This is a genomic window from Neptuniibacter sp. PT8_73 (assembly GCF_047778045.1).
GTDB lineage: Bacteria > Pseudomonadota > Gammaproteobacteria > Pseudomonadales > Balneatricaceae > Neptuniibacter.
Genome location: NZ_CP180545.1, coordinates 2,436,891 through 2,463,441, shown reverse-complemented (window position 1 = coordinate 2,463,441; position 26,551 = coordinate 2,436,891). Strand labels below are relative to the sequence as shown.

General features: G+C 42.9%; 23 protein-coding genes. 9 read left to right on the top strand and 14 right to left on the bottom strand.

Translation table 11 applies throughout. The features are described 5' to 3' along the window. The first annotated feature begins 152 nt into the window (after positions 1–152). Both speE and ACMXYN_RS10980 read left to right on the top strand, forming a co-directional pair. On the top strand, positions 153–1,022 hold the full coding sequence (gene speE, locus ACMXYN_RS10985) for a polyamine aminopropyltransferase (protein WP_415891860.1): 870 nt from the start codon (positions 153–155) through the stop codon (positions 1,020–1,022). Between the two features lie 124 nt (positions 1,023–1,146). Then, positions 1,147–2,313, top strand: coding sequence for an MFS transporter (locus ACMXYN_RS10980; RefSeq protein ID WP_415891859.1), 1,167 nt, complete (start codon positions 1,147–1,149; stop codon positions 2,311–2,313). 90 nt (positions 2,314–2,403) lie between these two features. On the opposite strand, the gene ACMXYN_RS10975 is transcribed toward ACMXYN_RS10980, so the two are convergent. From ACMXYN_RS10975 to dusA, 4 genes are all read right to left on the bottom strand, one after another. After that, positions 2,404–3,807 carry a beta-galactosidase gene (locus tag ACMXYN_RS10975; RefSeq protein ID WP_415891858.1) on the bottom strand — a complete coding sequence of 468 codons (1,404 nt, stop codon included), beginning with the start codon at positions 3,805–3,807 and terminating at the stop codon, positions 2,404–2,406. A 337-nt stretch (positions 3,808–4,144) separates the two neighbouring features. Beyond that, positions 4,145–5,830 (bottom strand): HAD family hydrolase, encoded by a 1,686-nt coding sequence (locus ACMXYN_RS10970; protein ID WP_415891857.1) that lies wholly within the window; start codon positions 5,828–5,830, stop codon positions 4,145–4,147. 391 nt (positions 5,831–6,221) lie between these two features. After that, complete coding sequence (gene tal / locus ACMXYN_RS10965) at positions 6,222–7,172, bottom strand: transaldolase (protein ID WP_415884119.1); 951 nt, start codon at positions 7,170–7,172, stop codon at positions 6,222–6,224. Between the two features lie 17 nt (positions 7,173–7,189). Next, the gene (dusA, locus tag ACMXYN_RS10960; RefSeq protein ID WP_415891856.1) at positions 7,190–8,173 is read right to left on the bottom strand and encodes a tRNA dihydrouridine(20/20a) synthase DusA; all 984 of its coding nucleotides are present in this window, start codon (positions 8,171–8,173) and stop codon (positions 7,190–7,192) included. 170 nt (positions 8,174–8,343) lie between these two features. Between dusA and ACMXYN_RS10955 the strand changes: the two genes are divergently transcribed. Further along, positions 8,344–8,733, top strand: coding sequence for a diacylglycerol kinase (locus tag ACMXYN_RS10955; RefSeq protein ID WP_415891855.1), 390 nt, complete (start codon positions 8,344–8,346; stop codon positions 8,731–8,733). Between the two features lie 106 nt (positions 8,734–8,839). Further along, positions 8,840–10,339: a glutamate--tRNA ligase gene (gltX, locus tag ACMXYN_RS10950; RefSeq protein WP_415891854.1), complete on the top strand. Its 1,500-nt coding sequence runs from the start codon at positions 8,840–8,842 to the stop codon at positions 10,337–10,339. Between the two features lie 257 nt (positions 10,340–10,596). Here gltX and ACMXYN_RS10945 read toward each other — a convergent pair whose 3' ends face one another. Further along, positions 10,597–10,959, bottom strand: coding sequence for a hypothetical protein (locus ACMXYN_RS10945; RefSeq protein WP_415891853.1), 363 nt, complete (start codon positions 10,957–10,959; stop codon positions 10,597–10,599). Positions 10,960–11,101: 142 nt separating this feature from the next. Here ACMXYN_RS10945 and ACMXYN_RS10940 point away from each other — a divergent pair, with 142 nt between their 5' ends. Next, positions 11,102–11,743: a peroxiredoxin family protein gene (locus ACMXYN_RS10940; protein ID WP_415891852.1), complete on the top strand. Its 642-nt coding sequence runs from the start codon at positions 11,102–11,104 to the stop codon at positions 11,741–11,743. A 70-nt stretch (positions 11,744–11,813) separates the two neighbouring features. On the opposite strand, the gene ACMXYN_RS10935 is transcribed toward ACMXYN_RS10940, so the two are convergent. From ACMXYN_RS10935 to ACMXYN_RS10910, 6 genes are all read right to left on the bottom strand, one after another. Beyond that, entirely contained in the window at positions 11,814–14,501 is a 2,688-nt protein-coding gene (locus tag ACMXYN_RS10935) for an EAL domain-containing protein (RefSeq protein ID WP_415891851.1), read from the bottom strand. A gap of 268 nt (positions 14,502–14,769) precedes the next feature. Beyond that, the gene (locus ACMXYN_RS10930; RefSeq protein WP_415891850.1) at positions 14,770–15,225 is read right to left on the bottom strand and encodes a copper chaperone PCu(A)C; all 456 of its coding nucleotides are present in this window, start codon (positions 15,223–15,225) and stop codon (positions 14,770–14,772) included. Next, complete coding sequence (locus tag ACMXYN_RS10925; protein ID WP_415891849.1) at positions 15,225–15,827, bottom strand: SCO family protein; 603 nt, start codon at positions 15,825–15,827, stop codon at positions 15,225–15,227. Before ACMXYN_RS10925 ends, ACMXYN_RS10930 begins: the two co-directional genes overlap by 1 nt. A gap of 27 nt (positions 15,828–15,854) precedes the next feature. Continuing rightward, the gene (locus ACMXYN_RS10920) at positions 15,855–16,343 is read right to left on the bottom strand and encodes a hypothetical protein (protein WP_415891848.1); all 489 of its coding nucleotides are present in this window, start codon (positions 16,341–16,343) and stop codon (positions 15,855–15,857) included. A gap of 89 nt (positions 16,344–16,432) precedes the next feature. Further along, on the bottom strand, positions 16,433–17,443 hold the full coding sequence (locus ACMXYN_RS10915) for a CobW family GTP-binding protein (protein ID WP_415891847.1): 1,011 nt from the start codon (positions 17,441–17,443) through the stop codon (positions 16,433–16,435). Between the two features lies 1 nt (position 17,444). Next, positions 17,445–18,299: a DMT family transporter gene (locus tag ACMXYN_RS10910; protein WP_415891846.1), complete on the bottom strand. Its 855-nt coding sequence runs from the start codon at positions 18,297–18,299 to the stop codon at positions 17,445–17,447. 1,530 nt (positions 18,300–19,829) lie between these two features. Here ACMXYN_RS10910 and ACMXYN_RS10905 point away from each other — a divergent pair. The 3 genes from ACMXYN_RS10905 to ACMXYN_RS10895 all read left to right on the top strand — a co-directional run bounded on the left by ACMXYN_RS10905 (position 19,830) and on the right by ACMXYN_RS10895 (position 21,722). After that, positions 19,830–20,468 carry a LysE family translocator gene (locus tag ACMXYN_RS10905; RefSeq protein ID WP_415891845.1) on the top strand — a complete coding sequence of 213 codons (639 nt, stop codon included), beginning with the start codon at positions 19,830–19,832 and terminating at the stop codon, positions 20,466–20,468. 10 nt (positions 20,469–20,478) lie between these two features. After that, complete coding sequence (locus tag ACMXYN_RS10900) at positions 20,479–20,775, top strand: antibiotic biosynthesis monooxygenase family protein (protein WP_415891844.1); 297 nt, start codon at positions 20,479–20,481, stop codon at positions 20,773–20,775. Positions 20,776–20,927: 152 nt separating this feature from the next. Further along, a complete protein-coding gene (locus ACMXYN_RS10895) occupies positions 20,928–21,722 on the top strand; it encodes a UDP-2,3-diacylglucosamine diphosphatase (protein ID WP_415891843.1) in 795 nt (264 codons plus the stop codon). A 55-nt stretch (positions 21,723–21,777) separates the two neighbouring features. On the opposite strand, the gene trpB is transcribed toward ACMXYN_RS10895, so the two are convergent. The 3 genes from trpB to ACMXYN_RS10880 all read right to left on the bottom strand — a co-directional run bounded on the left by trpB (position 21,778) and on the right by ACMXYN_RS10880 (position 25,356). Continuing rightward, positions 21,778–22,980 (bottom strand): tryptophan synthase subunit beta, encoded by a 1,203-nt coding sequence (trpB, locus tag ACMXYN_RS10890; protein WP_415891842.1) that lies wholly within the window; start codon positions 22,978–22,980, stop codon positions 21,778–21,780. A 161-nt stretch (positions 22,981–23,141) separates the two neighbouring features. After that, positions 23,142–24,791 carry a methyl-accepting chemotaxis protein gene (locus ACMXYN_RS10885; protein ID WP_415891841.1) on the bottom strand — a complete coding sequence of 550 codons (1,650 nt, stop codon included), beginning with the start codon at positions 24,789–24,791 and terminating at the stop codon, positions 23,142–23,144. Between the two features lie 196 nt (positions 24,792–24,987). Then, complete coding sequence (locus tag ACMXYN_RS10880; RefSeq protein ID WP_415891840.1) at positions 24,988–25,356, bottom strand: hypothetical protein; 369 nt, start codon at positions 25,354–25,356, stop codon at positions 24,988–24,990. Between the two features lie 89 nt (positions 25,357–25,445). Between ACMXYN_RS10880 and ACMXYN_RS10875 the strand changes: the two genes are divergently transcribed. Beyond that, complete coding sequence (locus ACMXYN_RS10875; protein ID WP_415891839.1) at positions 25,446–26,531, top strand: 4-phosphoerythronate dehydrogenase; 1,086 nt, start codon at positions 25,446–25,448, stop codon at positions 26,529–26,531. Positions 26,532–26,551 lie beyond the last annotated feature (20 nt).

The following is a 26,551-nucleotide window of genomic DNA, read 5'->3' as shown; positions in this document are numbered from 1 at the left end:
TCAAGATGGAGTGGAAATGCTTTGTTTTTTACCTTTTTCGGGGTATAAATGCGACCAAAATTTAAGGCCTGCGAAGTTAGGTTTATACTCTAAATTAATGTAGTGCGTTTAGCGGTGCTACCCCTTTTTTCGTTAGTTAGCGAGTAAAGCAAGTGACAACGTCTTTAAAAGAAAATTTATACAAAGAAACACTCCATAAAGGTTACGGTCAAGAATTTGATGTAGAGGAAGTGTTGTTCGAGCAACAAACGGATTCTTGGCATCTAATTATTTTCCGTAATTCCGTTTATGGCACTGTTATGGCGTTGGACGGGATCATTCAAACGACGGAAAGAGATGAGTTTGTGTACCATGAAATGCTAACGCATGTGCCGATTCTGGCTCACGGGAATGCAAAAAAAGTTTTGATCATCGGTGGTGGTGATGGCGGAATTCTACGTGAAGTTTGCCGTCACCAGTCGGTTGAGCATGTTACTCAAGTAGAGATCGATCAAGCCGTAATCGGTATGTGTAAAACATACCTTCCTAATCACTCTGCAGGTGCGTTTGAAGATCCCCGTGCCAATATTGTTATTGCTGATGGTGTTGAGTACGTTAATCAAACAGAAGAGAAGTTCGACGTTATCATCTCTGATTGCACAGATCCTGTAGGCCCTGGTGAAGTTCTGTTCTCAAGCCGTTTTTATGAAGGTTGCAAAAACTTGCTGACAGAAGGTGGTGTTTTTGTCGCACAAAATGGTGTTCCTTTCTTACAGCAAGATGAAGTTATTACGACGCGTCGTCGTTTAAGTCCTTATTTCAAAGACCAATCTTTCTATACCGCAGCTGTACCTACATATATCGGTGGTGTAATGACCTTAGCATGGGGTTCTGATAATGAGTCATTACGAACGATCGATTTGGCAGAGTTGCAGAAGCGCTTTGATAACAGCGGAATCGAAACTCGTTACTACAACCCTCAAATGCACTTAGGTTGCTTTGGCTTACCGCAATATTTATTAAATGCTTTAAAAGAGGCATGATGAGAGCGGTACTATCTAGTTAACTTACTAGTTAAAATAGTTATCTAGTCTACTCGATAGCCGGTTGCCGTCAGGTGAACCGGCTTTTTATTTATTATCAATCCGGAAAGGGACAGATCAGCTTATGCCGCAGTTCGATCAGTATATTCGCCTTTCTGGATTTTATTTCTTCTATTTCGCCTTATTAGGTGCTTTGGTTCCTTATTGGAGTCTTTATCTAAAATCATTTCAGTTTGATGCCCAGACCATTGGTTCGCTGATGGCTTTGTTGCAATTGTCTAGAATAGTAGCGCCCAATTTATGGGGCTGGATGGCTGATAGAAGTGGCAAGCGTGTCGAGATTGTTCGTTTTGGCGCGTTGATGACCTGCATAATGTTTGTCGGTATCTTCTGGCAAACAACCGCCATAGGGATCGGCTTAGTAATGTTAGGCTTTAGCTTCTTCTGGAATGCGGTACTTCCTCAATTTGAAGTGATAACTCTAAGTCAGCTTGGTAATGAGAAATCCCGTTACAGCCGTATTCGATTATGGGGGTCTATCGGATTTATCGTAACGGTCGCAGGCCTTGGTGCTTTGCTGGATCATATTGATATTCGTTGGTTACCCTGGATTCTGTTCGGATTAATGATCTTAATTTGGCTGAATACCTTGTTTATCCCGCCGAGTGCTGCTCAATCAGATTCGGCCAATATATCAGCGGATAAGCGTAGTTTTATGCAGTTGCTGCTACGTCCACAGGTTATAGTCTTCTTTGTCATCTGTTTTCTTGTTCAATTTGGGCACGGGGCATACTACACCTTCTATAGCGTATTGATGGTTGATGTTGGATTTAGTCGATCAGAAGTAGGGTTGCTTTGGGCTGTAGGTGTTATCGCAGAAGTGATCATCTTTATCTATATGCATTGGATGATACAGCGATGGGGCATACGAAATATTATGTTAGTCAGTTTGCTGCTATGTGTTTTACGCTGGTGGCTGATAGGTCTAGTCCCTGAAAACCTATGGATCATGTTATTTGCCCAAACACTTCACGCTGCAACGTTCGGAACCTTACATGCCGTTGGCATTGCTCTGGTTCATCAGTATTTTACTGAGAAAACCCATGGGCAGGGGCAAGCTTTATTTTCTAGCGTGGGCTTTGGCTTGGGTGGTGCACTGGGAGCTTATGTCAGTGGTTTGTTATGGGATGACTTTGGATCATTAACTACGTTTTCTGTATCTGCTTTGGCAAGTCTATTTGCTGTTATCTTAGCGTTTATTTGGATCTTTCCTAATAGGATTAGGGACTAGTAGAAATTTTTTTCATTATTTCAAAATTAAAGCTACCTGATTGTATTAATAAGGTAGCTTCACAATTGGCTGTGGAACTTGAAGTAGGTTTTAGTTGTTAGGTAACTTAGCGCCTAACACAATAATTCCATTATTACATTCAATTGCAGTGGTTGTTTGGCGCGTAATATCCCCTTTACTCGTCAATGGATCTACGCAGAAGGCGTCAAATTTTTGGTTATTTGATAATGATATCAAGTCTGCTTGTGAGCTAGCTGGACCGATGAATAAATCAGTATGAGCTTGGCTTTCAGGGAATTGTATGCGGAATACCCAAGGAAATGTGCTTTCTAGTGCTTCAACAGTGATGTTTTCTTGACCATCAAATAAATAAGCTAATAGCTTGTAAGCGTAGTAGCCAGGCTTGGCTTGGCCGCTTTTATCAAACAGGGGTACTTTTTGGTTTCCCCAAGTCGTAGACATCGCTTCTCCTAACCCAAACCATAAACAGAAAGGGGACTCTAATGCCAAAAGATTAAGGTTCCTATTAATTACAGCATGAAAATGATTTTCGTCGGTATAAGTATCCTCGTAATCTAGGGATGGACCGCCGCATTCTGAAGAAATAATTGTATCTATTGGTAGAGTTGTCTCTGTGGATAGTTGGTTAAGACGAGCTGGGTCTCGCTCAATTGGGCCGTATAGGTGAGCATCGGCTAAATCATACTGACTATGAAAAAGAACTGCGCGGAAGTGGTTGTTAATAATATTCTGGATATGTGTAGATTGGACATCTTCAGCGCTTAAGGTCGTACTGGAAAAGTGTCCCCATTTTTGCTGCACAAGAAAATCTTCAATGCCTTCAGCAAGAAGTAAGGCATCTAGGTTAAACGTTGCTAGACCACCAAGAACAAATGTGGCGTTAGGGTCAATTTTTTTTACAGCATCATGAGCTGTATTGATGTAGTCGATTAATGCTTCTGTGGAACCAGCCCATCCACCAGATCGGTTTTGGTCGCTGATCCATTCATTAGCCGCTTGATAATATTGTATTGGGGCATTTAAATTCGGAGCGTCTTCGTACCCATCGAAGTTATAGCGCTCTACCACAGCCTCAACAAAACTTTTCCATTGATTTATATCTAACGGTTCGCCATTACGAATGTGATGGGTGTCAGCTCTAGTAGCCCAATTTGCATTTGATTCAAAAGTAATAAATGGTTTGAGTCCTAGGTGTTGGAGAGTTTGTATCTTGCTATCGAACCCTTGCCAGTCAAAGGTGCCTTCCGTTGGTTGAATTCTTCCCCAAGAGGCTGAGATGCGAACTATGCCGATGCCGGCTTCTTTAATGATTGGGTAGTTATGAACACTTCCACCAGGGAAAGCTAATCCTAGATGATAGTTGGTGGGAGCAGTTATAGTTCTTAGATCGAGTGATTCAGCATTACTGACAGAACTTGTAAAAAGGGATAACAATAAGCTAAATAAAAAATGTTTTCGGGTAAAAATAGTCAATTCGACCTCCTATAATTAAATTAAGGAGCTAACGAATTCAATGCATTACTGCGACACTCTTTTATTTCTGCTTCGTCCCTGGAGCATGGCCCCAGAGTGGCTCAAACTCACTCAAGAGCGAGTTTAAAATTGAATTTTGCTCTAAAAAGTTTAGTTGGTTGTGGAGCTAAAAAGAGGATATTTTCTCAATTAAAAAGCTATATATATGCATATAGTTACTACTACGATTGAGTTAATAGGAAGGGTTAGTGCCTACAATAGCATAACCTTTTGTTTAGTATAGGATTTAATGCCCCATCAATATTGATAGGGGTAAAAGAGGTTGCTCTTAAGTATATTAATTTGACTGCTGTTTTCTACAAGAAAGCATTAGTGCCCAAAACTCTGAAAAGTCATTAACGACAACATCGGGTTTATAAGGGTAGCGTTCGTTGCCTGGGAAAATTTTGTTTAGCCAAGGCTGATCCCACTGAGCTCCGTTAAAGAACACGCTGGTGATACCGGCTGACTTAGCGGCAATTACATCAGTTGTGCTGTCTCCTACGTACCAGATGTCCAAGCCTAGATCACAATTTAGATTGTCTGCGGCTTTTAGAATCTGGTCAGTGTGAGGCTTACGTTGAACTGTATCATCGCCACAAATTTCGGTATCAAATAGATGTGCCCAGCCATCATCGACCGTATTGAGTTCGTGAATAAAGAATTCGCGATCGCGATTGGTGATGACACCTACGGTTAATCCCAGTTTTCTCAGGCCCTCAAGCATATTCCGAACTTTAGGTTCAAAGGGCAGAGCAGTACCGTAGTATTTGCGGTAATGCTCAGTAAAACCTTTGTGAGCGAGTTTTTTGGCAACTTCATTGTCTGCAAAAAGGATCTCGAAAATGTCGGTTCTGGATATCTTGCGGTCGAGTTTTATTTTAGGGTGTAGGCTTAGATTCTCTCGGACATAATCAACTAGGCGCTGATCATCTGGGGATTTACATTTTGCTGAATCAACCAGCTGTTCCAAAAGTCCCATATTACGTAGATCTTTGAGCATATCGTCCACCGCGTGATACATCGCATCTAGGGTATCTACAAGGGTGGCATGCCAATCAAATAGAACAACTTTAGGGTAGGTTAGATTAACGACCGCAGGGTGCCAGTCAGGTTCCTCCCTCTGCGGTTGAGGTTTTCTTGGTGGAAGGCGAGGAGGTCGTTGCTGCATTAATTCTGGGGTGGTAATGCCGTTACGGCTTTGCAGCACGAGATCTAATAACTCATCAAAATCATCAATGATAATATCTGGATCATATTGGTGGTGGGCCGATTCAGCAAATACTTGTTCAAACCAGTGAGGGCTCCATAAGGCACCGTTATAAAAGACCCGTGTTACGCCAGCTTTGGTAGCCGTCATCATATCGGTAACGCTATCGCCTACATACCAGAGGTGCTGGTCGGCGAGCTCGTCGACTGATTTGCTTGCCTGAATCATCGAGCTAGGCGCGGGTTTATAGTGAAGCATCTCATCGCCGCAAAGTGAGACATCAAATAACTCTTTCCAACGGCCATTTTCAACAGCCTCTAATTCGGGTTCTAGAAATTCACGGCTACGGTTGGTAACAACACCGATCTTAATACCTAATTTCTTAAGATAAGTGAGGTACTCATACATCCCAGCTTGGAAAGGCTTAACGCTGCCGTAGTGATTTCGATAGCAGTCATTGTAAGCTTTGTGAGCAATAGCATTAGCTTTATCGTTATCGCCAAACAAAACCTCAAATACATCGGTTCTGGATATGCGTTGCTCTGCTAAGACGCGTGGATGCAGATGTCGATAGATACGGATATAGCGAATGAGCTTTTCGTCATCTTCGGTTTTGGCATTCTCTTCGGGCAAAATGTGTCGGGTGAGATTTAGCTCGTCTAATTGAGCAAGCATCTCTTCGATGGCTTGATACATTGCGCCGTGGGTATCGACAAGGGTGCCATGCCAGTCAAACAGCATGAGCTTAGGGTAGGGGAGTACAACGGTATCCATATCTGATCTCCTCAGCCAAAATTGAGGGTGGCATAGAAATCAGTATAGACAGGATATTGATTAGGGAACCTACGAACAAGTCCAATACGACTCAGGCTTACAGTACAATTGAAGCACGAGGCAATGATTACAGGCATGCTGGTTGCCTGTCGAAAATCATTAACAAAGTGATTCAGTTGCACTGTAAGCCCCGTTGGGTGGGTTCTAAAACGGCCATCTACTTTGTTAGTCGACTTGAAAAGGTCTAGACATTTCACTGCGCCGACTTTCGCGTATATGGTCGTTTTATAATCCACTGAGGAAGTATGGGACTTCTTCGTAGGTTCCTACAGAAAAAGCCCCCAGTAGATTTTCTCTGCTGAGGGCTTTTGGCTATTTATGCAGGGACGTTTTATACCGCTAGAAGAAGCTTCTCTAGCTTGATTTGATCAGCTGCAAAGCTGCGGATTCCTTGAGCTAGCTTCTCTGTAGCCATGGCATCTTCGTTCATCATCCAGCGGAACTCAGCTTCGCTCAAAGAAAGTTTGCCTTGCTCGGAAGCTGCGGATTCAGGTGCAAGTTTAGTTGGCAGCTCATCAGTGCTGTCTTCTAATTCTTGCATCAGGGCTGGAGCGATTGTTAAACGATCACAACCTGCTAACTCTTGGATTTCGCCAATGTTACGGAAGCTCGCACCCATTACGATGGTGTTGTAGCCATTCGCTTTATAGTAGTTGTAGATACCCGTTACTGATTGAACGCCTGGGTCGTTAGCGCCAGTAAAGTCGCCTTCTTCGTTCGCTTTGAACCAATCAAGAATACGGCCAACAAAAGGAGATATTAGGTAAACACCTGCGTCTGCACATGCTGCCGCTTGGGCAAAGCTAAATAGCAGAGTTAGGTTGCAGTTGATGCCTTCCTGCTCAAGCTGACGTGCTGCTTGAATACCTTCCCAAGTCGAAGCGATCTTGATCAGGATGCGGTCTTTAGAGATACCGGCTTCTTCATAAAGGCCGATCAACTTACGCGCACGTTCCAATGTTGCTTGAGTATCAAACGATAAACGTGCATCAACTTCTGTCGAGATGCGACCTGGAATGATATTTAGAATCTCACGACCAATTTCTACCGCAAGGCGATCAGTCATGTTGTCCAGTACTTCTTGCTCGCTACCACCTTTTTCAGTCGCCCAGCGTTTAGCTGTTTCTAATAGAGCGCTGTACTGTGGAAGCTCAGCGGCTTTTAGCAGTAGAGATGGGTTAGTGGTCGCATCAACAGGTTTAAAGCGAGCAATGGCTTCGATATCACCGGTATCAGCAACAACAGTAGTAATTTCTTTTAGCTTTTCTAACTGACTTGTCATCTTTCTAGTAGTCCATTCTAATCTGGTACACGTTCCAGTGCTTCAAAGAGTACATCAATTGAAGCGCCAGGTTTATGCGCATTTTCGCTAATAAAGCGGCGGAACTGTTTACCGCCGCGTTGCGCGTGAAATAGCCCAAGCATATGCCGTGTGATGTGGTGTAGCGAAACACCTTCTGCTAATTGTTCCTGAATATACGGCACCATCGCGAGAGCAGCCCCTTTACGGCTGATCTTCTCATCAGGGCAGGCGTACAACTCGTTATCTACATCTGCCAAAAGATAAGGGTTTTGGTAGGCTTCGCGGCCTAGCATTACACCATCAACATGTTGCAAATGTGTGTGACACTCTTCGAGGGTCTTGATGCCGCCATTGATATGCACTTCTAAATCAGGGAATTCCTGCTTTATTTGGTAAACCCAGTCATATTTCAATGGCGGAATATCGCGGTTTTCTTTTGGGCTTAGGCCCTGAAGAATCGCTTTGCGTGCATGGATAATAAAGACATTACATCCACTGCTACGTACTGTCTCCACAAAGCTGACTAGCTCTTCATAGCTGTCCATATCGTCGATGCCAAGACGGTGTTTTACCGTAACTGGGATCTTTACTGCAGATTGCATCGTTTCTAAACACTCAGCGACTAACTGAGGGTGAGCCATTAGGCAGGCTCCGATCATATTGTTTTGAACACGATCGCTAGGACAGCCAACGTTAAGATTCACCTCATTGTAACCATAATCCTCAGCCATCTTGGTACATTGGGCTAAATCGGCTGGGTTGCTGCCACCTAACTGCAATGCAACAGGTTGTTCCTGCGTGTTATAACGCAAAAATCTATCTGCTTCGGCATGGATCAAAGCACCGGTAGTTACCATCTCGGTATATAAAACCGCTTGGCGACTTAAAATACGGTGAAAATAACGGCAGTGACGGTCCGTCCAATCCATCATAGGTGCAACGGTAAAGCGACGGTTTAGGTTATCTGTTGTAGAGGTCATTAAATGTGTAGATACAATCAAAATCGAAGAACAGAGGCGATTATATACTGTCTACCGATTTTGCGCTGCACATAGGTGGATTTTGTCCAACTATTTGTACGGAATCTAATGTAGAAGTGATAGCCTTAGCTTCTAACGCTAGGCGATAAATTTAGGGAAATGACTTTACCATGAGCGATAAACCACAGGGTGCGACTGCCAAGAATACGGGCTTAAAGCGTTTTTATTATGCTTCAATCTATTCATGGCAGGGCCTGAAAGCTGCTTATGTTCAAGAACCTGCTTTTCGTTACGAAGTTTGGGGAAGTGCGATACTTATTCCTCTATCTTTTCTTGTGGCTCAAAGCCCGATGCAATTGGCTGCTTTAATTTGTACTTGCTTGTTGGTGTTAGCTTTTGAGTTGGTCAACAGCGCCATTGAAGCGGTAGTCGATCGCGCGGGTACTGAGTTTCATGAATTAGCTGGGCTTGCTAAAGATTTAGGTTCAGCCGTTGTGATGGTTGCACTGATTATGGGTGGCTTGATCTGGGGCGCTGTACTTTGGGAAAACTATTTATAGTTTCTCTCTCATTATCTATCGCCTAATTGATTTCTTAGTGGCTCGAAAAGGGCCGCTAAGTATATAATTGCCGCTATTCATTTTTATCAGATTTCCAAGGACACCAATGACGACCGTTCGTACCCGTGTTGCACCTTCTCCAACAGGTGACCCTCATGTAGGCACAGCCTATATCGCATTGTTCAATCTAGCCTTTGCTCGTCAGCATGGCGGTCAGTTTATCTTGCGTATCGAAGATACAGACCAAACACGTAGTACGGATGAATCTGAACAGAAGATTCTAGACTCGCTACGTTGGTTAGGTTTGGAATGGGATGAAGGTCCAGACGTAGGTGGCCCTCACGGTCCTTACCGTCAAAGCGAACGTAAAGCTGACTACGCAAAATACGCGATGCAGTTGGTGGAAGAAGGCAAAGCATTCCTTTGCTACCGTACATCTGAAGAGTTGGATGAGCTACGTACTGCTCGCCGCGCAGCAGGCGGTCACACTGCGCTTAAGCAAAGCGATCTTGCCCTTCCTGTAGAGGAAGTAGAAAAGCGTAAAGCTGCGGGTGCGCCTTATGTCGTACGTATGGTTGTACCTGAATGTGAAGGTGCCTGTGAAGTTGACGATATGCTTCGCGGTACGATTGAGCTGGAATGGGGCATGGTTGATGCTCAGATTTTGCTTAAATCCGACGGTATGCCGACTTACCACTTGGCAAACGTTGTAGATGATCACCTAATGGAGATCACGCACGTTATCCGTGGTGAAGAGTGGATCAACTCTGCGCCTAAGCATAAGTTGCTCTACGAATACTTTGGTTGGGATATGCCGAAGCTATGCCACATGCCGCTTCTACGTAACCCTGACAAATCTAAGCTATCTAAGCGTAAGAACCCTACTAGTATTCTTTACTATCAGCGTATGGGCTTCTTGCCAGAAGCATTGTTGAACTACCTTGCTCGCATGGGTTGGTCTATGCCGGATGAGAGCGAGAAATTCACACGTCAGCAGATGTTCGATAACTTCGATATTCAGCGTGTATCTCTGGGTGGTCCAATCTTTGATCAGGAAAAACTAAGCTGGTTAAACGGTTTATGGTTGCGTGAAGACCTAGACCCAGCGCAATTTGCAGCTAAGTATCAGGAGTGGGCACTAAACCCTGAATACCTGATGCAGATCGTTCCGTTGATTCAGCAGCGTGTAGAGAAACTTTCTGACGTCGCTCCACTTGCGAGTTTCTTCCTATCCGGTATGTTGGATATCACAGAAGAAGATTTTGCGCATAAATCATTGGAACTTGATGATATCCGCAAAATGCTGCAGTACTCAGTATGGTTGCTAGATACAGAAACTCAGTGGAATAAAGATCGTCTATTCGGTCAGCTTAAACAGCTTGCTGAAGCGATGGATTACAAAATCCGCGACTTCCTATTCCCATTGTTTATCGCGGTAGCTGGCACTAACCAGACTGTATCTGTAATGGATTCTATGGCGATCCTAGGTCCAGATATGACACGTGCGCGTTTACGTCATGCGGTCAATGTTCTTGGCGGCCCTTCTAAGAAAGAAGCGAAACGTTGGGAAAAAGAATATCGTGCGCTAAGTTCGAATATATCTTAAATTCAGGCTTTTTCTAAACTAGGCCCATTAAACAAAACGTTTATGGGCCTTTGTCGTTTTTAGCAGTTTCTATCTTTGCTTCAGATATAAGTGAAAGGTCAATGTAGAGGCGTTACTTGATAACGGTCTGCCTACACGTACCTAGCTTTTGGTGGAAGCTTTAAGAAAACAAACCGTTAGACAGCCTTTGTGGAAGGAGGAGTTTTGCCTCTGATCTTCCCTTTTCTCTCTTATTCTTTGGTAACTAGCGCGATGGTTTATTCGTATGACCAGCTGCCTCGCTCTTCTAGCAGTATTTCCTGAGGTTCACGAATCACTTGCAGTAAACCAGATTCATAAACGTTGTAGGTGATTTTGCCGTTCTGAAAACGGTAACCAAGAAACCGACATGGGGTAATGCCATCAGCACAGGTTTGATGCAGAGTTTTACCTTTGAGGTTGATACTGTTTCCAGATCTCTTTGACGAGCCTATATAAGTGATGTCTTCACAACTAACTTCGCCTTCATCGCAATGCTTAGTGATAACAATTTTGTAGTTCTCTGTTTCAAGCATCTCGCCAAATGCAGTATTGGCTAGGAAGAATAGGGCGATCGCAAAAATTCTCATAACATCACTCATCAATCTATCAGCTCCTATGCTACAGGAGCGACTCTTCGGTACAAATCATTTTAAAGATATTTAAGAAGAAGGGCTTTGTTGGTTTTATGAACTAACACGATGTGAGGGGGTCTATGAAGCTCACATAGATGATGGGATTAATATGTCGTATCTAATCGAAAAGCTGAAATCGAGCCCGAGCAAACAAGAGTTAACACGGCGCCAATGGCTTAAATCAGCCGCTTTAGCGACTGCAGGAATAGGCGCATTTGGGCTTCTGTCTGGTCCATCCATAGCTAAAGAAAATACTCGTGGTATCAAGGGGCGTATAGCGCCTGAGTTAAATGTGAATTATTGGATCGATGGCAAAGGGAATAAGACGGAACCGTTTTCGGTAACAGAGCATAAAGGTAAATGGATTTATCTGAAATGTTTTCAGGAGTGGTGTCCAGCTTGTCATTCTGTAGGCTTTCCAAATTTACAGAAGTTAAAAGCAGCCTTCCCTAATGACGACAAAATTGTGGCCGCGGTTATCCAAACAACCTTTGAAGGTCACTCTATCAATAATGCAGATGCTTTACGTAAGAATCAGCTTAAATACGGTTTAGAACTGCCTTTTGGTCATGACCCGGGCAATTCTGATCTACCTCGAACCGATCCAGGTCATTTCCCAAATACAATGGTGAATTATCGTACCGGTGGAACTCCTTGGGTTACGTTGATCGATCCGAATGGAGTAGTTGCTTTTGATGGTTTTCATATCGATATCGACCAACTGATCAGTTATTTAAAAGAGAATGTTTAACTTTTAGGCTCCACTGTCAGGTTTTAGGAATACTGACGTTGTTAGTATTCCTAAGTAATTTTGAAAAGTGTTAAGCGGTTAACGTTTCGCAGGTTAAGTATTTATCTAAATCTTCTTCATTTAGAGGTTTGCTGAAATAGTACCCTTGGTAATGTTTGCAGCCCTGCTTCAACAGTAATTGCTGTTGTTCTAATGTTTCTACGCCTTCTGCTATAACGGAATAGCCTAGCTCGTGCGTCATAGAGATTATATTTCCGACAATGACAGCATCATTGGGGTCGGTAGTGATATCGTTGATAAAGCTTTTATCAATCTTTAATTCGTCTAGCGGCAGCAATCTCAAATAGGTAAGGGAGGAGTACCCTGTACCAAAATCGTCCATAGATATTTTGACACCTAGCTCTTTTAACGAGTGCATCTTAGTAATGGCTGATTCAGTATCATCGATGATCACACCCTCTGTTATTTCTAGCATCAGTTCTTCAGGCTTGATCTGGAAACGATGAATACTGGCTTTCACATCGTTAACGAAGTTGGCTTGATTAAACTGCAGAGGGCTGACGTTAACAGCGATATAGCGAATAGGTTGTCCTTGGGTATACCATTTCTTCATTTGGCTACAGGCTTGTTCAATCACCCAATGGCCTAAGGGAATGATCAAACCACTTTCTTCAGCGATAGGTATAAATTCATCAGGTGAGATAAAACCTCTCTTAGGGTGATTCCAGCGGAGCAGGGTTTCAACGCTTTGGCATTCTCCCTCTTCGTTAACTTGAGGCTGATAGACCAAATTAAGTTCGTTATGAGTAATTGCGTAGCGTAATTCTGCTTCGATACGTAAGCGTTCGTCTGCTTTGGTTTGCATGTCTTCTTCAAAGAAGCAGTAATGGTGTCTGCCCTTTGATTTGGCTTGATACATAGCAGTATCTGCCTGCTTCAGGAGTTCTTCTGCACCAAAGTGAGCTTGATTGAAGAAGGTAATACCTATGCTGGTGGTGATATGAAAGTGGTTTGAATTCAGCTCGAAAGGCACATCTAAAGCTTCAATGATTTTGTTAGCGACTATACGCGCCCGTTCATAAATCTGTTCTTGATTTAGACGGGGCAGAGCGACAATGACTACAAATTCATCCCCACCCAAGCGGGCAATGGTGTCCTCTTTTCGCAAGCATTCAGTGAGTCTGTTGCCTACCTGTATTAATAGTTCATCTCCGATACTGTGACCTAATGAGTCATTGAGATGTTTGAAGTGATCCAAGTCCAAGAACATTACAGCACCACTGCAGCGCTGCCTTTCTGCGCTGGCAAGGCGCTGGTTTAAGCGGTCATAAAGTAAACGTCTATTGGGAAGGCCTGTCAACGGATCAAAAAAGGCTAATTTCTTAATTTGAAATTGGCTTTCTAACAGCTGTTCTGTCTTGCGGTTAAACCAATGGGTCAAAGCACCTAGCTCGCCTTTATCCGTAGTTTTTATTAATTGTTGCGAACGATGATCGTCCGATAAGCCTTCTTGTAGCTGCTGGGTAAGTTGAAATAGAGGTGATGTCAGATGGTAACGTAGCAAGGCCCACACCAATATCATGGCTATTAGCACAATAAAAATTGTTGCCATAAGAAGCTGATTAAAAAGTGTTTTGGCATCTTTCCGGGCTGAACTGTTTGGCATCACTGTAACAATTTGCCAAGCGGTTTTAGGCATAGTGGTTACCGTGACAAATACTGCCTCGTTTAAAAAGTAATCTTGTTCTATTAGTTCATTGGTTCTTTGTGCAGTTTTAGTTGTATGCCTGTTTAGTAAAGAGGCAATGATAGTCGCTTCAGGAAGGTCTATTTGGTAACTGTCGTTTGCCAGTTTCTTGGCAAGTGTATCGGTCTCAATGCCGTTTGGTGAGTTTAGATATCTATTCTGAATACGGAGTAATCTGGCGAGAGATTCAAATGCCCTAAACTCTTTTGCTAGCTCTTCCATTGTTATGTAAGGCAGGAGACTTCCTTCGTCGGAAGAAGGATTTGATAGGCGAGCCAGTTTGTCATCAGGAAAGGATAGAAACCTGCCGTTACGATCCAGCGCGAAAGCATATCCACCAAACTCTTGTGTCGCTTCATGGAGTAACTTTTGCAGCCCTTCGAGTTTGAGATCGACAGTTGTAGCACCTAAGAATTTTTCATTGTCATAAAGCGGTGAAGTCACTGTGACCATGGGCTGTAGAGAGTAAGGATCAGTATAGGATTTGGACCAGTAGCGTTGGTTTCTGCCAAGATGCTGAGCCGGCACGTACCACTCCTCATGATGATAGCCATTACCTTCTGGAAGGTTATAGTCGTTGTAAAAATTTAATTTTCCTTGTCTATCTCGGCCCCAAAAATGACTATTGCGTTCAACATTTTTATTAAATATGTAGGGCTCTGGCCAAGTACCACCTCCTGCTATGAGATGTTTGGAACCTGCTCTATCTAGAAGAGACAACATTAAGGATGAGAAACGTTTATCTTCAGCAGGGATTACTTTAGCGATATCAGCCATAGAGATGACAATTGATTCCGCAATGGTGGTACGTTGGTTTAGTTCTGAAACAACCTTGTCGCCCGCCTTACTTAATTTTAGATACGCTTGGTTCTCAATTAGGTGATCACCGATGGCGCTAACTACGGCGATGATGGTCACCATTATTAGAAAGAAAATAGTAAGGAAGATTGCGGATACGCGAAACTGTAGGCTGTGGTACCAGTGGATATTGAAATCAGGTGTACTACGCATAGTTCAGCCTCCTGCTGATCTAACTCTTATCCTTAGAATGGCGATGATCTCAATTACTAGGCCGTTCCAAGTTGCCTGTTGGACTTGCCGTCTGATTACAAAGTAGTACATATATCTCGCAGTTGCGAGAGAACGAGAAATTAAATTTTTACGAATGTTGGAACCTGAATTTACAGCTCCAAGGGAAAGTATTTACTTTTTCAAGCTCTGACTACAAGCCATTAAAAAAGGCCCTGTAAAACAGAGCCTTAATTGATTCAAAAGGGGATTAGTGATGGTGGTGGTTAGTCTCTATGACATTTTTTATTGGTGCTGAAACATTGATCTTCTCACCATTAGAAAAGGTAAGTTCTATATCAACTGTATTGCCAACATTTAAGGATTTGTCTAGTTTCATAAGCATCAGGTGATAACCACCAGGTTTCAACGCTACTGTTTGAGTGCTTGGGATTTGAATCCTCTCGACTTGGCGCATCATCATGACGCCGTCTTCCGTTATGTGATTATGAAGTTCTGTTCTTTTAGCAGAAGCAGTTTTTGCAGATGTTAAATATACATCGCTTCTATTTCTGTTTGTTATGTTTAAAAAAGCTGCAGTATGGCCAGAACCTGGAATAAGTGCTCTTACGTATGCGTCACTGGTAATGATCTCCGCCATTGCAGAAAAGGAGCTTAGGCTGAGTACTGTCGCCAGGCATGTATTTAGCAGAGTTTTCTTGTTCATTATGTTTCCTCGCTTAGTAACGCTTGAATCTCTTTAGTGAGTTCAATTGGTGTAAGTGCATGGTTTAAAGCTTTTGAAAGTTTGCCATTTTGATCGATTAAGTACAGGCGCGATGAGTGGTCCACAGCGTAGCCTAAAGCCGAATCCTTTAACTCGACCATACGATAAAAAGCACCATACTGTTTTACTACTTTATCTATAGTTTCACGATCTGCTGTAGCGCCGTGAAAATTAGGATGGAAGTAGCTTGCGTATTTCTCTAGTTTCTCCGGTGAGTCTCTATCCGGATCTACACTCATAAAAATTCCCGCTACGTTTTCTTGCTGAGCAGGTGTTAGGTCCTTGAGCCCTTGGGCAGCGACTGCTAAGGCTGTTGGGCAAACATCTGGACAAGAAGCATAGCCAATAAAAAACAATACAACTTTACCACGGTAATCTTCTAATTTTAGCTCACCTTGCTGAGATTGAAGGATGAAGTCTCCCCCCAATTTTTCACCTAATGCGATGCGTTGCTCTACAGGCTGTGGGCGAAGGTAAAAAGCTAAAGCTACACCTGCTAGCATAACGAGTGTTAGTAGAAGAAGATTTCTTAAAGTGGTCATTTAATCATCTGTCCTTTAGGTTGAAGGTTATCGGGCGTCAAACTCAAAATTGGCCTGTGTAACTTGTCCCTGTTCTTCAATTTTAATGGAAGATATCCAAGTCATCTTCCCTGTGGTGCAAATAGGGAGAGTGATGTTGCCTTGCCATCTGTTGGTTGTACCCGGAATCTTTGTTAGTAATGTTTGGTTGACTCCCATGTACATCGATTTACCTTGGAGGTCGATTAAGACCTGTTCGGCAGCAATATTTTCTATAGTCACATCAAACAATAGCGGCTTACTTGAGCTGATCTCTTCTGCAATGATTGATAGCTCAACTTGCTGATCCTCAATAGCCGCTGTGCATTTGCTTTGATGAAGATCGCACTCAGGAGCTGTTAGCAATTGACGGGTGTGAGGGGGCGTTTCTTGCAACAGCTGAGGCACATATATTACAGATCCCAACCCGATGATTATGACAAAGATAATCAAAATCTGTAGGGGGAGGGTATTACGACCCTGAGTTGGTTCATTCATATATCTGTTCCTGAGTACCGCTATAGTCTACGTTCTTGTAGTGTGACAACAAAAGTGACAAATTGTCGCACTAAGAATACATCTTTTTATTAGTTGATGATGCAACTTACTAATTGTTGTTCAAAGCTTTTCCAATCATGTGCTTGGTGGGAAATAACTTCGATCCGGTTATCTCTACGATAAGCGATGGTTTCGATACCAAGCTCATTGCCTACTTGGTTAAAAAACTTCCAACCTCGATCTGTGTGAAATACACCTTTGACTCGGTCTACATTTTCAATACCTTGTAGAACCACTTCGAGCTTGTAAGTCGAGAATTTATCATCTGGATTAAATATCCACCCCATTGTATGTAAACCGCCATTAACATTTCCTTTATGAAACGGAATTTTAGGGCGAGGCTGAAATAGCATACCGATCATTGGAGTTGCACTATTATCCTCGTTAGATAAGTGTCGATGATGCTGTTGCGATTCAGTTTCTTTAGCTGTGTGAGTGATATCTAGAAGTGAAAGGTTAATTTGCCCTTGGGTAGCTACTATTTGCTTTTGTTTTGGGGGGTAAAGCCCCGCTATTTTCTGTTCTGTAGCCGAAACTTGTTCTGATGAAGCAAGATCCGTTTTGTTTAATACAATCACGTCGGCTAAATTAATTTGGTCTTGAAAAGTAGGATGTTCAGTTATCTCGCTGTTTTCGATCGAGCGCGGGTCAACGAGGCAGATAATTGAGCGTAGTTCTAGAGCATCTTTGAAATGTTCATTTTTCAGCGTGTCTACGATGCCAGCAGGGTGGCCTATACCAGTAGGTTCAATGATGAGTCGGTCAGGTTTTGTTTGCCTTAGTAGTGTCGCTAAAGTTGAGGTAAGACTGGGGCCTAACGTACAACAAATACAACCACCAACGAGCTCTTTTACTTTCACCCCTTCGTTACTTTTCGTTAGGACTGCTTGGTCTATGCCTATTTGACCAAATTCATTCACTAAAATTGCCCAAGTTTCGTCATCGGGCTTTTGAGCTAGCAGATGATTGAGAGCTGTTGTTTTACCTGTCCCTAAAAAACCAGTGATGATGTTGGTTGGAATATTTTTTAATTGGGACATCTCAGGTTCTCATCTTATAGATTGAAGGCAGTTGTGAAAGCAGCATACCAAATAACATTAAGCCACAACCTAGTATACCTAGCGTGTTGAACTGTTCTTCTAGAATCAACCATCCACCAAATGCAGCAGCTACGGCTTCAAGGCTCATAATGATCGCTGCATGAGCTGGAGGGGCATGTCTTTGGGCAAAAATTTGTAATGTGTAAGCAATGCCTACAGAGATAAGGCCTGCATAAGCGATTGGGGCCCAAGAGTCGAATGCATTATTAAGCGTAAAGCTATCAGATTCGATAGTCATCGCTACGAGCCCACTACAAACAGCACAAACTAAAAACTGAATTATGGCTAGTCGGAGGTTATCAAGCTTTGGGGCTAATTTTGCAATCAGTAGTACGTGTATAGCCCAGCAAGCGGCTCCTAGTAGCTCTAAAATATCTCCAAAGTTTATGGCGCTGAGGTCCCGGAAGCTGAGAACATACAAACCGAGAACAGCAAATAGCCCACCTAGCCAAGTATTGATATTAGTCGTTTGACCAAGCGCTAAACCAATGATGGGTACGAAGATGATATATAGTCCTGTGATAAACCCAGCATTACCTGCAGTCGTATAGACTAAGCCTGCTTGCTGAAATGAAGCACCGGCAAAAAGGACTAGTCCAGCTAAAGTGCCGCTTATTACTAGAGTTCTATTATTAGTACAGTGATCTGACCTTTTAAATAAAAACAAAAGAGGGAGTAGGGAGCAGGCGCCAAGCAGAAATCTTAATGCGTTAAAGCCGAATGGCCCTAAAGATTCCATCCCAAGTCGTTGTGCTACAAATGCAAATCCCCAGATGCATGCAACTAAGAGCAGCATGAGATCAGCTTGTATTTTTTGCGAATTCATAGGCTAAATTTGAGCGTTATAGATGAGGCGCTAAAGGTACTCTAAAAGTGAATGAAAGATAAATTTAAATTTTTTACAAAATGGTGTTGCTAATCATTCTCAATAGCATTAATATCGTAGTCGCTCATAAGTGATAGGCAATGAACGACCTCACCTCACTGACATTGCCGACCTTAGCGTCAACTTTCACTGCTCACTGAAAGTTTTCGCGGACGTTGATACTCCCCTCGATTATCAGTGTCGCAAGCTGAACTCTCACCGGTTTAGTATTGGTTAAAAAGCCGGATCTTTTGATCCGGCTTTTTAATGTCTATCTATCTTTCTTTAGTAATCCCATTCATACCTGATCTCTGTAGCTAAATTAATATGTAAGTGCAGATCAGGTGCTAGATTCTCATTACTCTACGTCTATAGTTTTGCGTTAAGAAAAGAGTAGAGAAATAAAAGCAAAAAAATGAAATTATTTATCAAATGCAGTTGAAAACCGTTCTCATTATCGATAATATCGTAATCGCTCATAAGTGATAGGCAATGCACGACCTCACCTCACAGTCATTGCTGAACTTAGCATTATTTTTCACTGCTCACTGAAAAATAGTGCTGACGTTGGTACTCCCCTCGACTATCAATGTCTTAAACTGAACCCTCACCTGTTCGGTTTATTTCAAAAAGCCGGATCTTTGATCCGGCTTTTTGCTATCTATTGGTAATATTCATCTTCATCTATATTGAACGAACTTATGCAGTGTAAACCTGTCTATATAAGTTGATTCTAATCTATATGCTAAACTCAAGGGTAAACTCCTTTCTTAGATACTAGGGCATGGAAGCTCACCTTAAACCGTAGTGAAAAGCTACGAGGAGTTTTATAGGTGAGATTAGTTAAAGATATTGATAAAAATGGCATCTTTTTCTATTGGTCCGATCCTGATTTTATAGACGTCCCAATAAGTCCCCGTTTACCCTGCATTGAACTTGCAAAAGAGTGGCGAGATAAACATCTATTCTCGCTATATAGGGGAGATGAACGGCGGCATTCACATATTGATAGAAGGCTGAATAGAACAAAGCGGAAGCAAGTTGATGAAGCTCTGTTCTACTCTAGGCAACGTCCTGAGGGTAGGCGGTCGACAGATAAGCCCCTTACAGTGGATATTGATTTAGTAGCGGATAAAGTCCAGTTGTACTCTTAGTAAGAACAAAACAAACCCAGTGAAAATATTTTATTTTTATTGTTAATATAGTTGCAAATCATTCTCATTCATATATTATGAATATCAACACGGCAGGCGGCAGGCTCCCCTCACTAGCTAGGCCGCCATGCACTAGCGATATTGCATGTTCGTGTATGTGTTAGCACATCTGCCTCCGCAGAAGCTACAAGCACATGGCTCTTGTCATTGAAGCAAATTGCTTAACCGGACCCCCAAGGGGATCCGGTTTTTTTTTGCTTAAATTCTCTGTGCTATAATTGCGTACTTCAAAAAAGAGGGGGCGGGAATGCAAGAGATAATAACCTTTTCAATCGTTGCTCTACTGCTGGTGATCTCACCAGGCCCTAATGGCGTATTAATTGTAAAAACAGCCTCTGTACAGGGTCGTACAGCTTCTTTCGCTAATGTCCTCGGTTTGTTTACCGCTACATTTTTCCATGGCGCTTTTTCAATTTTGGGATTATCCGCAATCCTGCTCCAATCTGCTGAGTTATTCTTTGTTATCAAATTACTGGGTGCTCTCTATCTGTTCTATATAGGCGCTAAAGCGATCTACCAGTCTTTTTTGACTCCGGTAATTGATCAAGCAGATGCTCAACATACAGCGAATAACAAAAGGGCTAAATCTTTACTTGGAAGCTTTGCTGAAGGCTTCTTGACTCAGTTACTAAACCCGAAAGTTTCGATGTTTTATCTAGCAGCCTTCCCCCAATTTGTTCAATTCGACTCGTCCAGTTATCTAGGAGCGTTTGCACTGGTGGCTATACATGCCGTGATTATTGCGTTTTGGTTTATCGGTATGACCTTGATGATTGATAAACTAAAAACTCGCAGTAAGCACTCTTCTGCAGGTCGGTGGGTGCAGCGGATATCAGGGTCAGTGATGATCTACTTCAGCTCTTTATTGATAGGCCAGAAAGCATAGAGGTTCAGTTGTGTACGCAGTTATCTTCCGAGCAAAAGCAGGAACGCAGGACCAACAATATTTAGACACTGTCGCGCGAATGCGGCAGTTGGCTTTTGAAAAGTATGGTTGTCTAGACTTTATTGCAGTAACAGAAGGGGAGCAAGAGATTGCAATCTCCTACTGGGAAAGCGAAGCCGATATATTGGCTTGGAAAAAAGACCCTGAGCATCACTTAGCTCAAAAAGAGGGTCAAAAACACTGGTATAGCGCTTATACCGTGCAAGTAGTGAAGATCGAGCGGGAATATAGCTTTTCAGCAGATTAAGTTTACATTCTTCGTTGACTCGGGCGTGAGTCATAAAATAAAGAAACCTCGGCGATTGTTTTTCAGTTCAGCGTCACCAATTTTTAATCTTTTTGTTAGCAAGTTGTCACGATAGTTTTTCAGACTGGTTATAACTCATAAAGAGAGAATTTATGACCGTGTCTTCACTTATCAATGCTCGCACTGTTTTTATCTCAGATGTTCATCTCGGTTTCAAAGACTGCAAGGCTGATTATCTGTATCAATTCCTATCTTCTATCAAATGCGAAACCTTGTATCTGGTTGGGGATATTGTCGATCTATGGTCATTGAAGCGGCGGTTGTTCTGGCCCGAAGAGCATTATCGAATTCTTTTAAAACTGTATGAACTTGCCGACCAAGGTACACGTGTTATCTATGTGCCAGGTAATCATGATGACCCTTTGCGTCGCTTTGATGGGCAGAGTTTTGGGCCTATCGAGATTATTCATGAACATGAATTTAATACCGCCAAGGATAAGCGCTTTTTAATCATGCACGGCGATGCCATGGATGCGTATATGAAGCACACTTGGCTGACTAAGTGGGCAGGTGATTTAGCCTACGATTTCCTACTTTTCCTAAATCGTTGGTCCAATCGATTACGTAAAATGAGTGGCCGTCCTTTTTACTCTTTGGCGGGGCAGGTCAAAGATAATATCCGCGGAGCTAAGCACGCTATCAACCGTTATAAAACCGAGTGTAAAGCTGAAGCTAAACGAAGAGGTTTTGATGGCGTGATTTGCGGGCATATTCATTACCCAGAATATGATAATGAAACCGATGTGATTTACGCAAATACCGGTGATTGGATTGAAAACTGCTCTGCGCTTATTGAAGATTATTCAGGCGAGTTAAAACTGCTGCACTTTAGTGATCGTTTAGTATGGAAAAATTCAGTTAGGGAAGAACAACTTCAAGTTGCATGAGCGTTTGTAAGTAGAGCAGGTGCAACAGAAACCTGTTGCACCATCGAACATACTGTTACAGCCCTAGCTTGTCAGCGACGTAGTCGGCGTCTTTATCGCCACGGCCTGATAGGTTCACAAGGATAGTTTGGTCTTTGGATAGTTCAGGTGCTTTGCGCATTGACCATGCGACGGCATGAGAGCTTTCCAAAGCAGGTATGATCCCTTCTACTTGTGACAGTGTCATAAATGCATCTAGACACTCTTGGTCAGAAGCTGTTTCATACTTAACACGGCCGAGCTCTTTTAGGTAACTGTGCTGAGGGCCTACGCCAGGGTAATCAAGGCCTGAAGCAATTGAGTGAACCGGTAGAGGCTCACCATTGTCATCTTCAAGGACATAACATTTCATACCGTGAAGAGAGCTTGGTTTACCCAGAGTCAACGTTGCTGAATGTTCTTTGGTATCTAGGCCTTTCCCAGCAGGTTCAACCCCAACAATATTGACTTCTTCATCATTCAAGAATGCGGTAAATAACCCCATTGCGTTTGAGCCACCACCGACACAGGCTGTGATGTAGTTGGGTAGCTGCCCCTTTTTCGCTTGGAACTGTTCGCGTGCTTCGTTACCAATAATACTCTGGAAATCGCGTACCATTTTAGGGAAAGGGTGAGGGCCAACCACTGAGCCGATTGCATAGATATAGTTAACAGGGTCTTTTAGGTACTCTTCGAATGCACTGTCTACCGCATCCTTCAATGTCGCGGTACCTTGAGTGACGGGTACTAACTTACAACCAAGAATCTTCATTTTGGTGACGTTAGGGTGTTCTTTCTCGATATCGACTTGGCCCATGTGAATTTCACATGGAATACCAACAAGTGCGCAGGCCGTTGCTAAAGCAACCCCGTGTTGGCCCGCACCGGTTTCGGCGATCACTTTTGTTTTGCCCATATATTTTGCAAGGAGGGCTTCGCCTAGACAGTGGTTTATCTTGTGAGCACCTGTGTGGTTAAGGTCTTCACGTTTAAGGTAGATTTGTGCACCACCAAGTTTGTCACTCAGTCGTTTTGCGTGGTAGATAGGACTTGGACGTCCAACATAATCAGCGAACAGGGTATCTAGCTCTTGTTGAAATTCTGGTTGTTGGCGGATCTCTTCATAGGCGTCGTTGATTTCATCCATGATTTTTTTTAGTTCCGGCGGTATCTCTTGCCCACCAAATTGACCGAAGAAACCCTCTTTATTTGGCATCTCGGAAAATTCAAATTTCTTCATCTTCTTCCCGCAATTCTGTGTCATTGGTTTTTAAAGGGATAGCATCACGAGCTATCGCTATGCTTGTTATATGATTCGATTATATGCATTTAACCTTAAGTAATAAAATGCTTGAGGTGTAAAAAAGCCGCTTTTAAAAGCGGCTTTTTGAAAAGGTTGAACTAGTGATTTTCTGGCCAGTAACCGATTCGTAGACCACCCCAGTGGCGGCCATTGATAAAGATTGGTACTGAAAGGTCATGCATAATTTCGCCAGTATCACGCTTATAAGTTTGTAGAAGCATGGTTTCGGTATGGCAACCACAACGCGCGCCGGTACGGTCATTAAACAGTCGTTTACTTCGGCTTTTCACCAGATCGGTTTCAAAGTCCCCAGTTGGTGGGTTTGCAAACTGGTTGTTATGTGTAGGTACGTAGCCGTTAGGGTCAGTAACAATGGCATAGACCATTTTGTTATGCCGAGAAAGCGCAGGTTCCTGGATGCCAGGTAAAATTTGATCGCAATATTTATCAAACTGAGTTGTATATTTTTGAGGATTAGTACCATTTACGGGTACGTAGTTGCGATCAAATAAACTACCTTCATGCATTTGTCCTGAAGAAAGTGCCTGTTGGAATGAGTCGGCTACTTGATCAGCAGTATCACGGGCAATCTGATAGAACTGTTGATGGAAGTTTTGATCTGATGATGCTGCTAAAATCGCATTAGATCGTTCAGCCGCTTCCATTAGTGCAGAAGCTTGAGTCGCAAGCTGGCTAACTTCAACATCACTCTCTTCAAGTTCATGGCGAACTGTTTGTAACGAGTTAAAGATGACTTCAAGGTTTTGACGATTAGCGCGAGCACCTTCTGCAATGACCGAAATTTGTTCTTCAACCGCTGAAGATTGTTCGGATATACCACCTAACTGATCGCTGATAATCTCCATCGCCTCAGTACCACTTTCAACGTCCCCGGAAAGTGTTTTGATACGTGCTACAACTTGCTGGGTTTCAGCGCGGATCTCGTCAACAATTGTTTCTACTTCACCCGTAGCGCTGGCTGTTCGGGATGCAAGCTGTCTTACTTCATCGGCAACCACAGCAAAGCCGCGACCGTGGTCGCCTGCTCGAGCAGCTTCGATTGCAGCGTTAAGTGCGAGTAGATTAGTTTGTTCGGCAATCTCTTCAATAACCTTGGTCACATCTTGGATTTTCAGAGATTTCTCATTCAACTGCTCGATGAGTGTCAGTGTCTCAGCTGCTTGTGAGTTAAGCTCGCGAATATTGCTCATCGCTTCTGTGAGCGCTTGTTGACCTTCAGCACCGGTATTCTTCGCCTGAATGGCCATATCTGCCGCAATTTCAGCTTGTTGCGCCGACTGTTGGACGGTAACAGTCATCTCTTCTGAATTTTGAGCAATTTGAGAGACTTCTTGAACTTGATTATCGAGCTTAGTTTTTAGGGTATCTGCTGAGTAGGAAACCTCAGCTGCTGCTACGGCGTTTGCGTTTGCGCTAGAGGATAGCTTAGCGCTGACATCTTCGTTGCCTTTGCGATTGCTGAACAGGTCGCCAAATAAAGCGGGAAGCAATTCTAATTCGTCAGTTTTATTGGCATTAACTAGAGAAGCTTCTCTGTTCAGCTTGCCTAAAATCGAGTTGTGTAACACTAGGATCGAAAGGCCTGATGCTAGAAGTGCGGTGACAATCAGAATGATTAACGCGGTGCTGTCGACTCCTAAATAGAATGCTGCTGCGCCAGCGATGACAATAATGAAAACCGCCGCAAAAAAACTTTTGAAGTAAAAGCTAGAAATGGACCTGTTCATGCAATTTCCCTATTTTGTTGTTATTTAGGGGAGGTGATAGTTAAGGCTACAAGTGTTTATAGAGATTTCTTGATAGTGCCCTAACTGTCTGTATTACAAGCTTATATACAGGAATATATCATCACAAAAATAGGGTAAATGCTGTACTTTAGTAGAGATTTTTAAGGATAAAAGGGCGAAGCTAGAATGAATTGCCTCAGAAAAGTTTTTCTGAAAACAGCAAAACATGTTTTTTTGGGGTATCTATGTGGATTGGGTCAAACTCAAATCCCAGCTGAGTTTCCTTGCGAGCAATTAGCCTAAACCCCTCAGTTTTTAATTGTTTACGAATATCTCTCACAATAAAACGAGCATCTTGATATGATTTGGCAACTGTTTGATTACACTCGTTTTTATCGTCAGTCGAATTGCCCCAGCTTTGGGTTACAATCCAATCACCGACCAGGTCTTGGTACATCCGAACGATGTAGTATTCCTGTTGTTTTTGCCAGCGTATGATCAAACTGATGTAATCCGTAAAATTACAGCAGGTTTTGCCTGCTGATAGCCAATGAAAACCGCGCATTGAGCCTGATATCGCGGAGTTTGTAAAGACTGGAGATAGATAAATTGTTGAACCGGAAACTAAAAATCTTGGCTGATGAGAATATGCCTATGGCTGAGACTATTTTTTCTCGCTTTGGTGAAGTAAAACTCTGTGCTGGCCGCGGCTTATCTGCAGAGCAACTTTCAGATGCTGATGTACTTTTAGTTCGTTCCATCACTCAAGTAAATCAGGCGCTCTTACAGGACAGTCAGGTCCAGTTTGTCGGTACCGCGACTATAGGTACCGATCATATCGATAAGACTTATCTGGAAGACAACGATATCGGGTTTGCAAATGCTCCCGGCTGTAATGCCGATGCTGTTGTGGAATATGTATTAAGTGTTATCTATCAATTGGCGGCGAAATATCAGTTTGACCCTAAGGAAAGAAGCTATGGCATTATTGGCGTAGGCAACGTTGGTGGGAGATTACAAAAACGTTTTGAAAAGTTGGGCTTCAAGGTTTTACTAAATGACCCGCCTCGGGCTGATTCAGAATCTGGCTTTGCTGATCTAGATACTTTACTTGAGCAAGCTGATGTTCTTTGTTTGCATACTCCGCTTACCTTAGATGGTGATCACCCAACTAAGCACCTGCTGTCGACTGAGCAACTCCAGAAACTAGGTGAAAATGCGATTGTTATTAATGCAGGACGTGGCCCTGTAATTGATAACACTGCTTTGCTTAAAGCTGGCCAGCAGCGTTCTGATCTGCTTTTGGCCTTAGATGTTTGGGAGCATGAACCCGCGGTCAATGCAGAGTTAGCAGCTCGTTGCGAATTTGTATCACCCCATATTGCCGGTTATAGCCTAGATGGAAAAATTCGAGGCACTTACATGCTTTATCAAGCGCTATGTAAGCATCTGCAGGTGGAGTGTGAAGAAGCTCTAACCGATTTTCTTCCTGAGGCTGAATTATCATTTAAGGAGCAGGGGAGTTTAACTGCGTTAGAATTAATGACATTGATTTATGACCCGAGAGTGGATGATCAGCTCTTGAGAGCAACGTTAGATTTACCAGAAGTAGATCAAAAACTAGCGTTTGATCAGCTTCGTAAACAGTATAGGGTACGTCGTGAATTTGCATCTCTAAAAGTGGCTAATGCAACGAATCCAAAAGAGCTATCGGCATTGGGTTTTCAGCTCGCAGACTAACCCTAAATCCCTTAAGCTAT

Bases quoted from the DNA above. Each gene is read 5' to 3' on its own strand.
- ACMXYN_RS10980 (WP_415891859.1), top strand. From the start codon at position 1,147: ATGCCGCAGTTCGATCAGTATATTCGCCTTTCTGGATTTTATTTCTTC.
- ACMXYN_RS10970 (WP_415891857.1), bottom strand. From the start codon at position 5,830: ATGGATACCGTTGTACTCCCCTACCCTAAGCTCATGCTGTTTGACTGG.
- tal (WP_415884119.1), bottom strand. From the start codon at position 7,172: ATGACAAGTCAGTTAGAAAAGCTAAAAGAAATTACTACTGTTGTTGCT.
- dusA (WP_415891856.1), bottom strand. From the start codon at position 8,173: ATGACCTCTACAACAGATAACCTAAACCGTCGCTTTACCGTTGCACCT.
- ACMXYN_RS10955 (WP_415891855.1), top strand. From the start codon at position 8,344: ATGAGCGATAAACCACAGGGTGCGACTGCCAAGAATACGGGCTTAAAG.
- gltX (WP_415891854.1), top strand. From the start codon at position 8,840: ATGACGACCGTTCGTACCCGTGTTGCACCTTCTCCAACAGGTGACCCT.
- ACMXYN_RS10945 (WP_415891853.1), bottom strand. From the start codon at position 10,959: ATGAGTGATGTTATGAGAATTTTTGCGATCGCCCTATTCTTCCTAGCC.
- ACMXYN_RS10940 (WP_415891852.1), top strand. From the start codon at position 11,102: ATGTCGTATCTAATCGAAAAGCTGAAATCGAGCCCGAGCAAACAAGAG.
- ACMXYN_RS10935 (WP_415891851.1), bottom strand. From the start codon at position 14,501: ATGCGTAGTACACCTGATTTCAATATCCACTGGTACCACAGCCTACAG.
- ACMXYN_RS10930 (WP_415891850.1), bottom strand. From the start codon at position 15,225: ATGAACAAGAAAACTCTGCTAAATACATGCCTGGCGACAGTACTCAGC.
- ACMXYN_RS10925 (WP_415891849.1), bottom strand. From the start codon at position 15,827: ATGACCACTTTAAGAAATCTTCTTCTACTAACACTCGTTATGCTAGCA.
- ACMXYN_RS10920 (WP_415891848.1), bottom strand. From the start codon at position 16,343: ATGAATGAACCAACTCAGGGTCGTAATACCCTCCCCCTACAGATTTTG.
- ACMXYN_RS10915 (WP_415891847.1), bottom strand. From the start codon at position 17,443: ATGTCCCAATTAAAAAATATTCCAACCAACATCATCACTGGTTTTTTA.
- ACMXYN_RS10910 (WP_415891846.1), bottom strand. From the start codon at position 18,299: ATGCTGCTCTTAGTTGCATGCATCTGGGGATTTGCATTTGTAGCACAA.
- ACMXYN_RS10905 (WP_415891845.1), top strand. From the start codon at position 19,830: ATGCAAGAGATAATAACCTTTTCAATCGTTGCTCTACTGCTGGTGATC.
- ACMXYN_RS10895 (WP_415891843.1), top strand. From the start codon at position 20,928: ATGACCGTGTCTTCACTTATCAATGCTCGCACTGTTTTTATCTCAGAT.
- trpB (WP_415891842.1), bottom strand. From the start codon at position 22,980: ATGAAGAAATTTGAATTTTCCGAGATGCCAAATAAAGAGGGTTTCTTC.
- ACMXYN_RS10885 (WP_415891841.1), bottom strand. From the start codon at position 24,791: ATGAACAGGTCCATTTCTAGCTTTTACTTCAAAAGTTTTTTTGCGGCG.
- ACMXYN_RS10880 (WP_415891840.1), bottom strand. From the start codon at position 25,356: ATGCGCGGTTTTCATTGGCTATCAGCAGGCAAAACCTGCTGTAATTTT.
- ACMXYN_RS10875 (WP_415891839.1), top strand. From the start codon at position 25,446: ATGGCTGAGACTATTTTTTCTCGCTTTGGTGAAGTAAAACTCTGTGCT.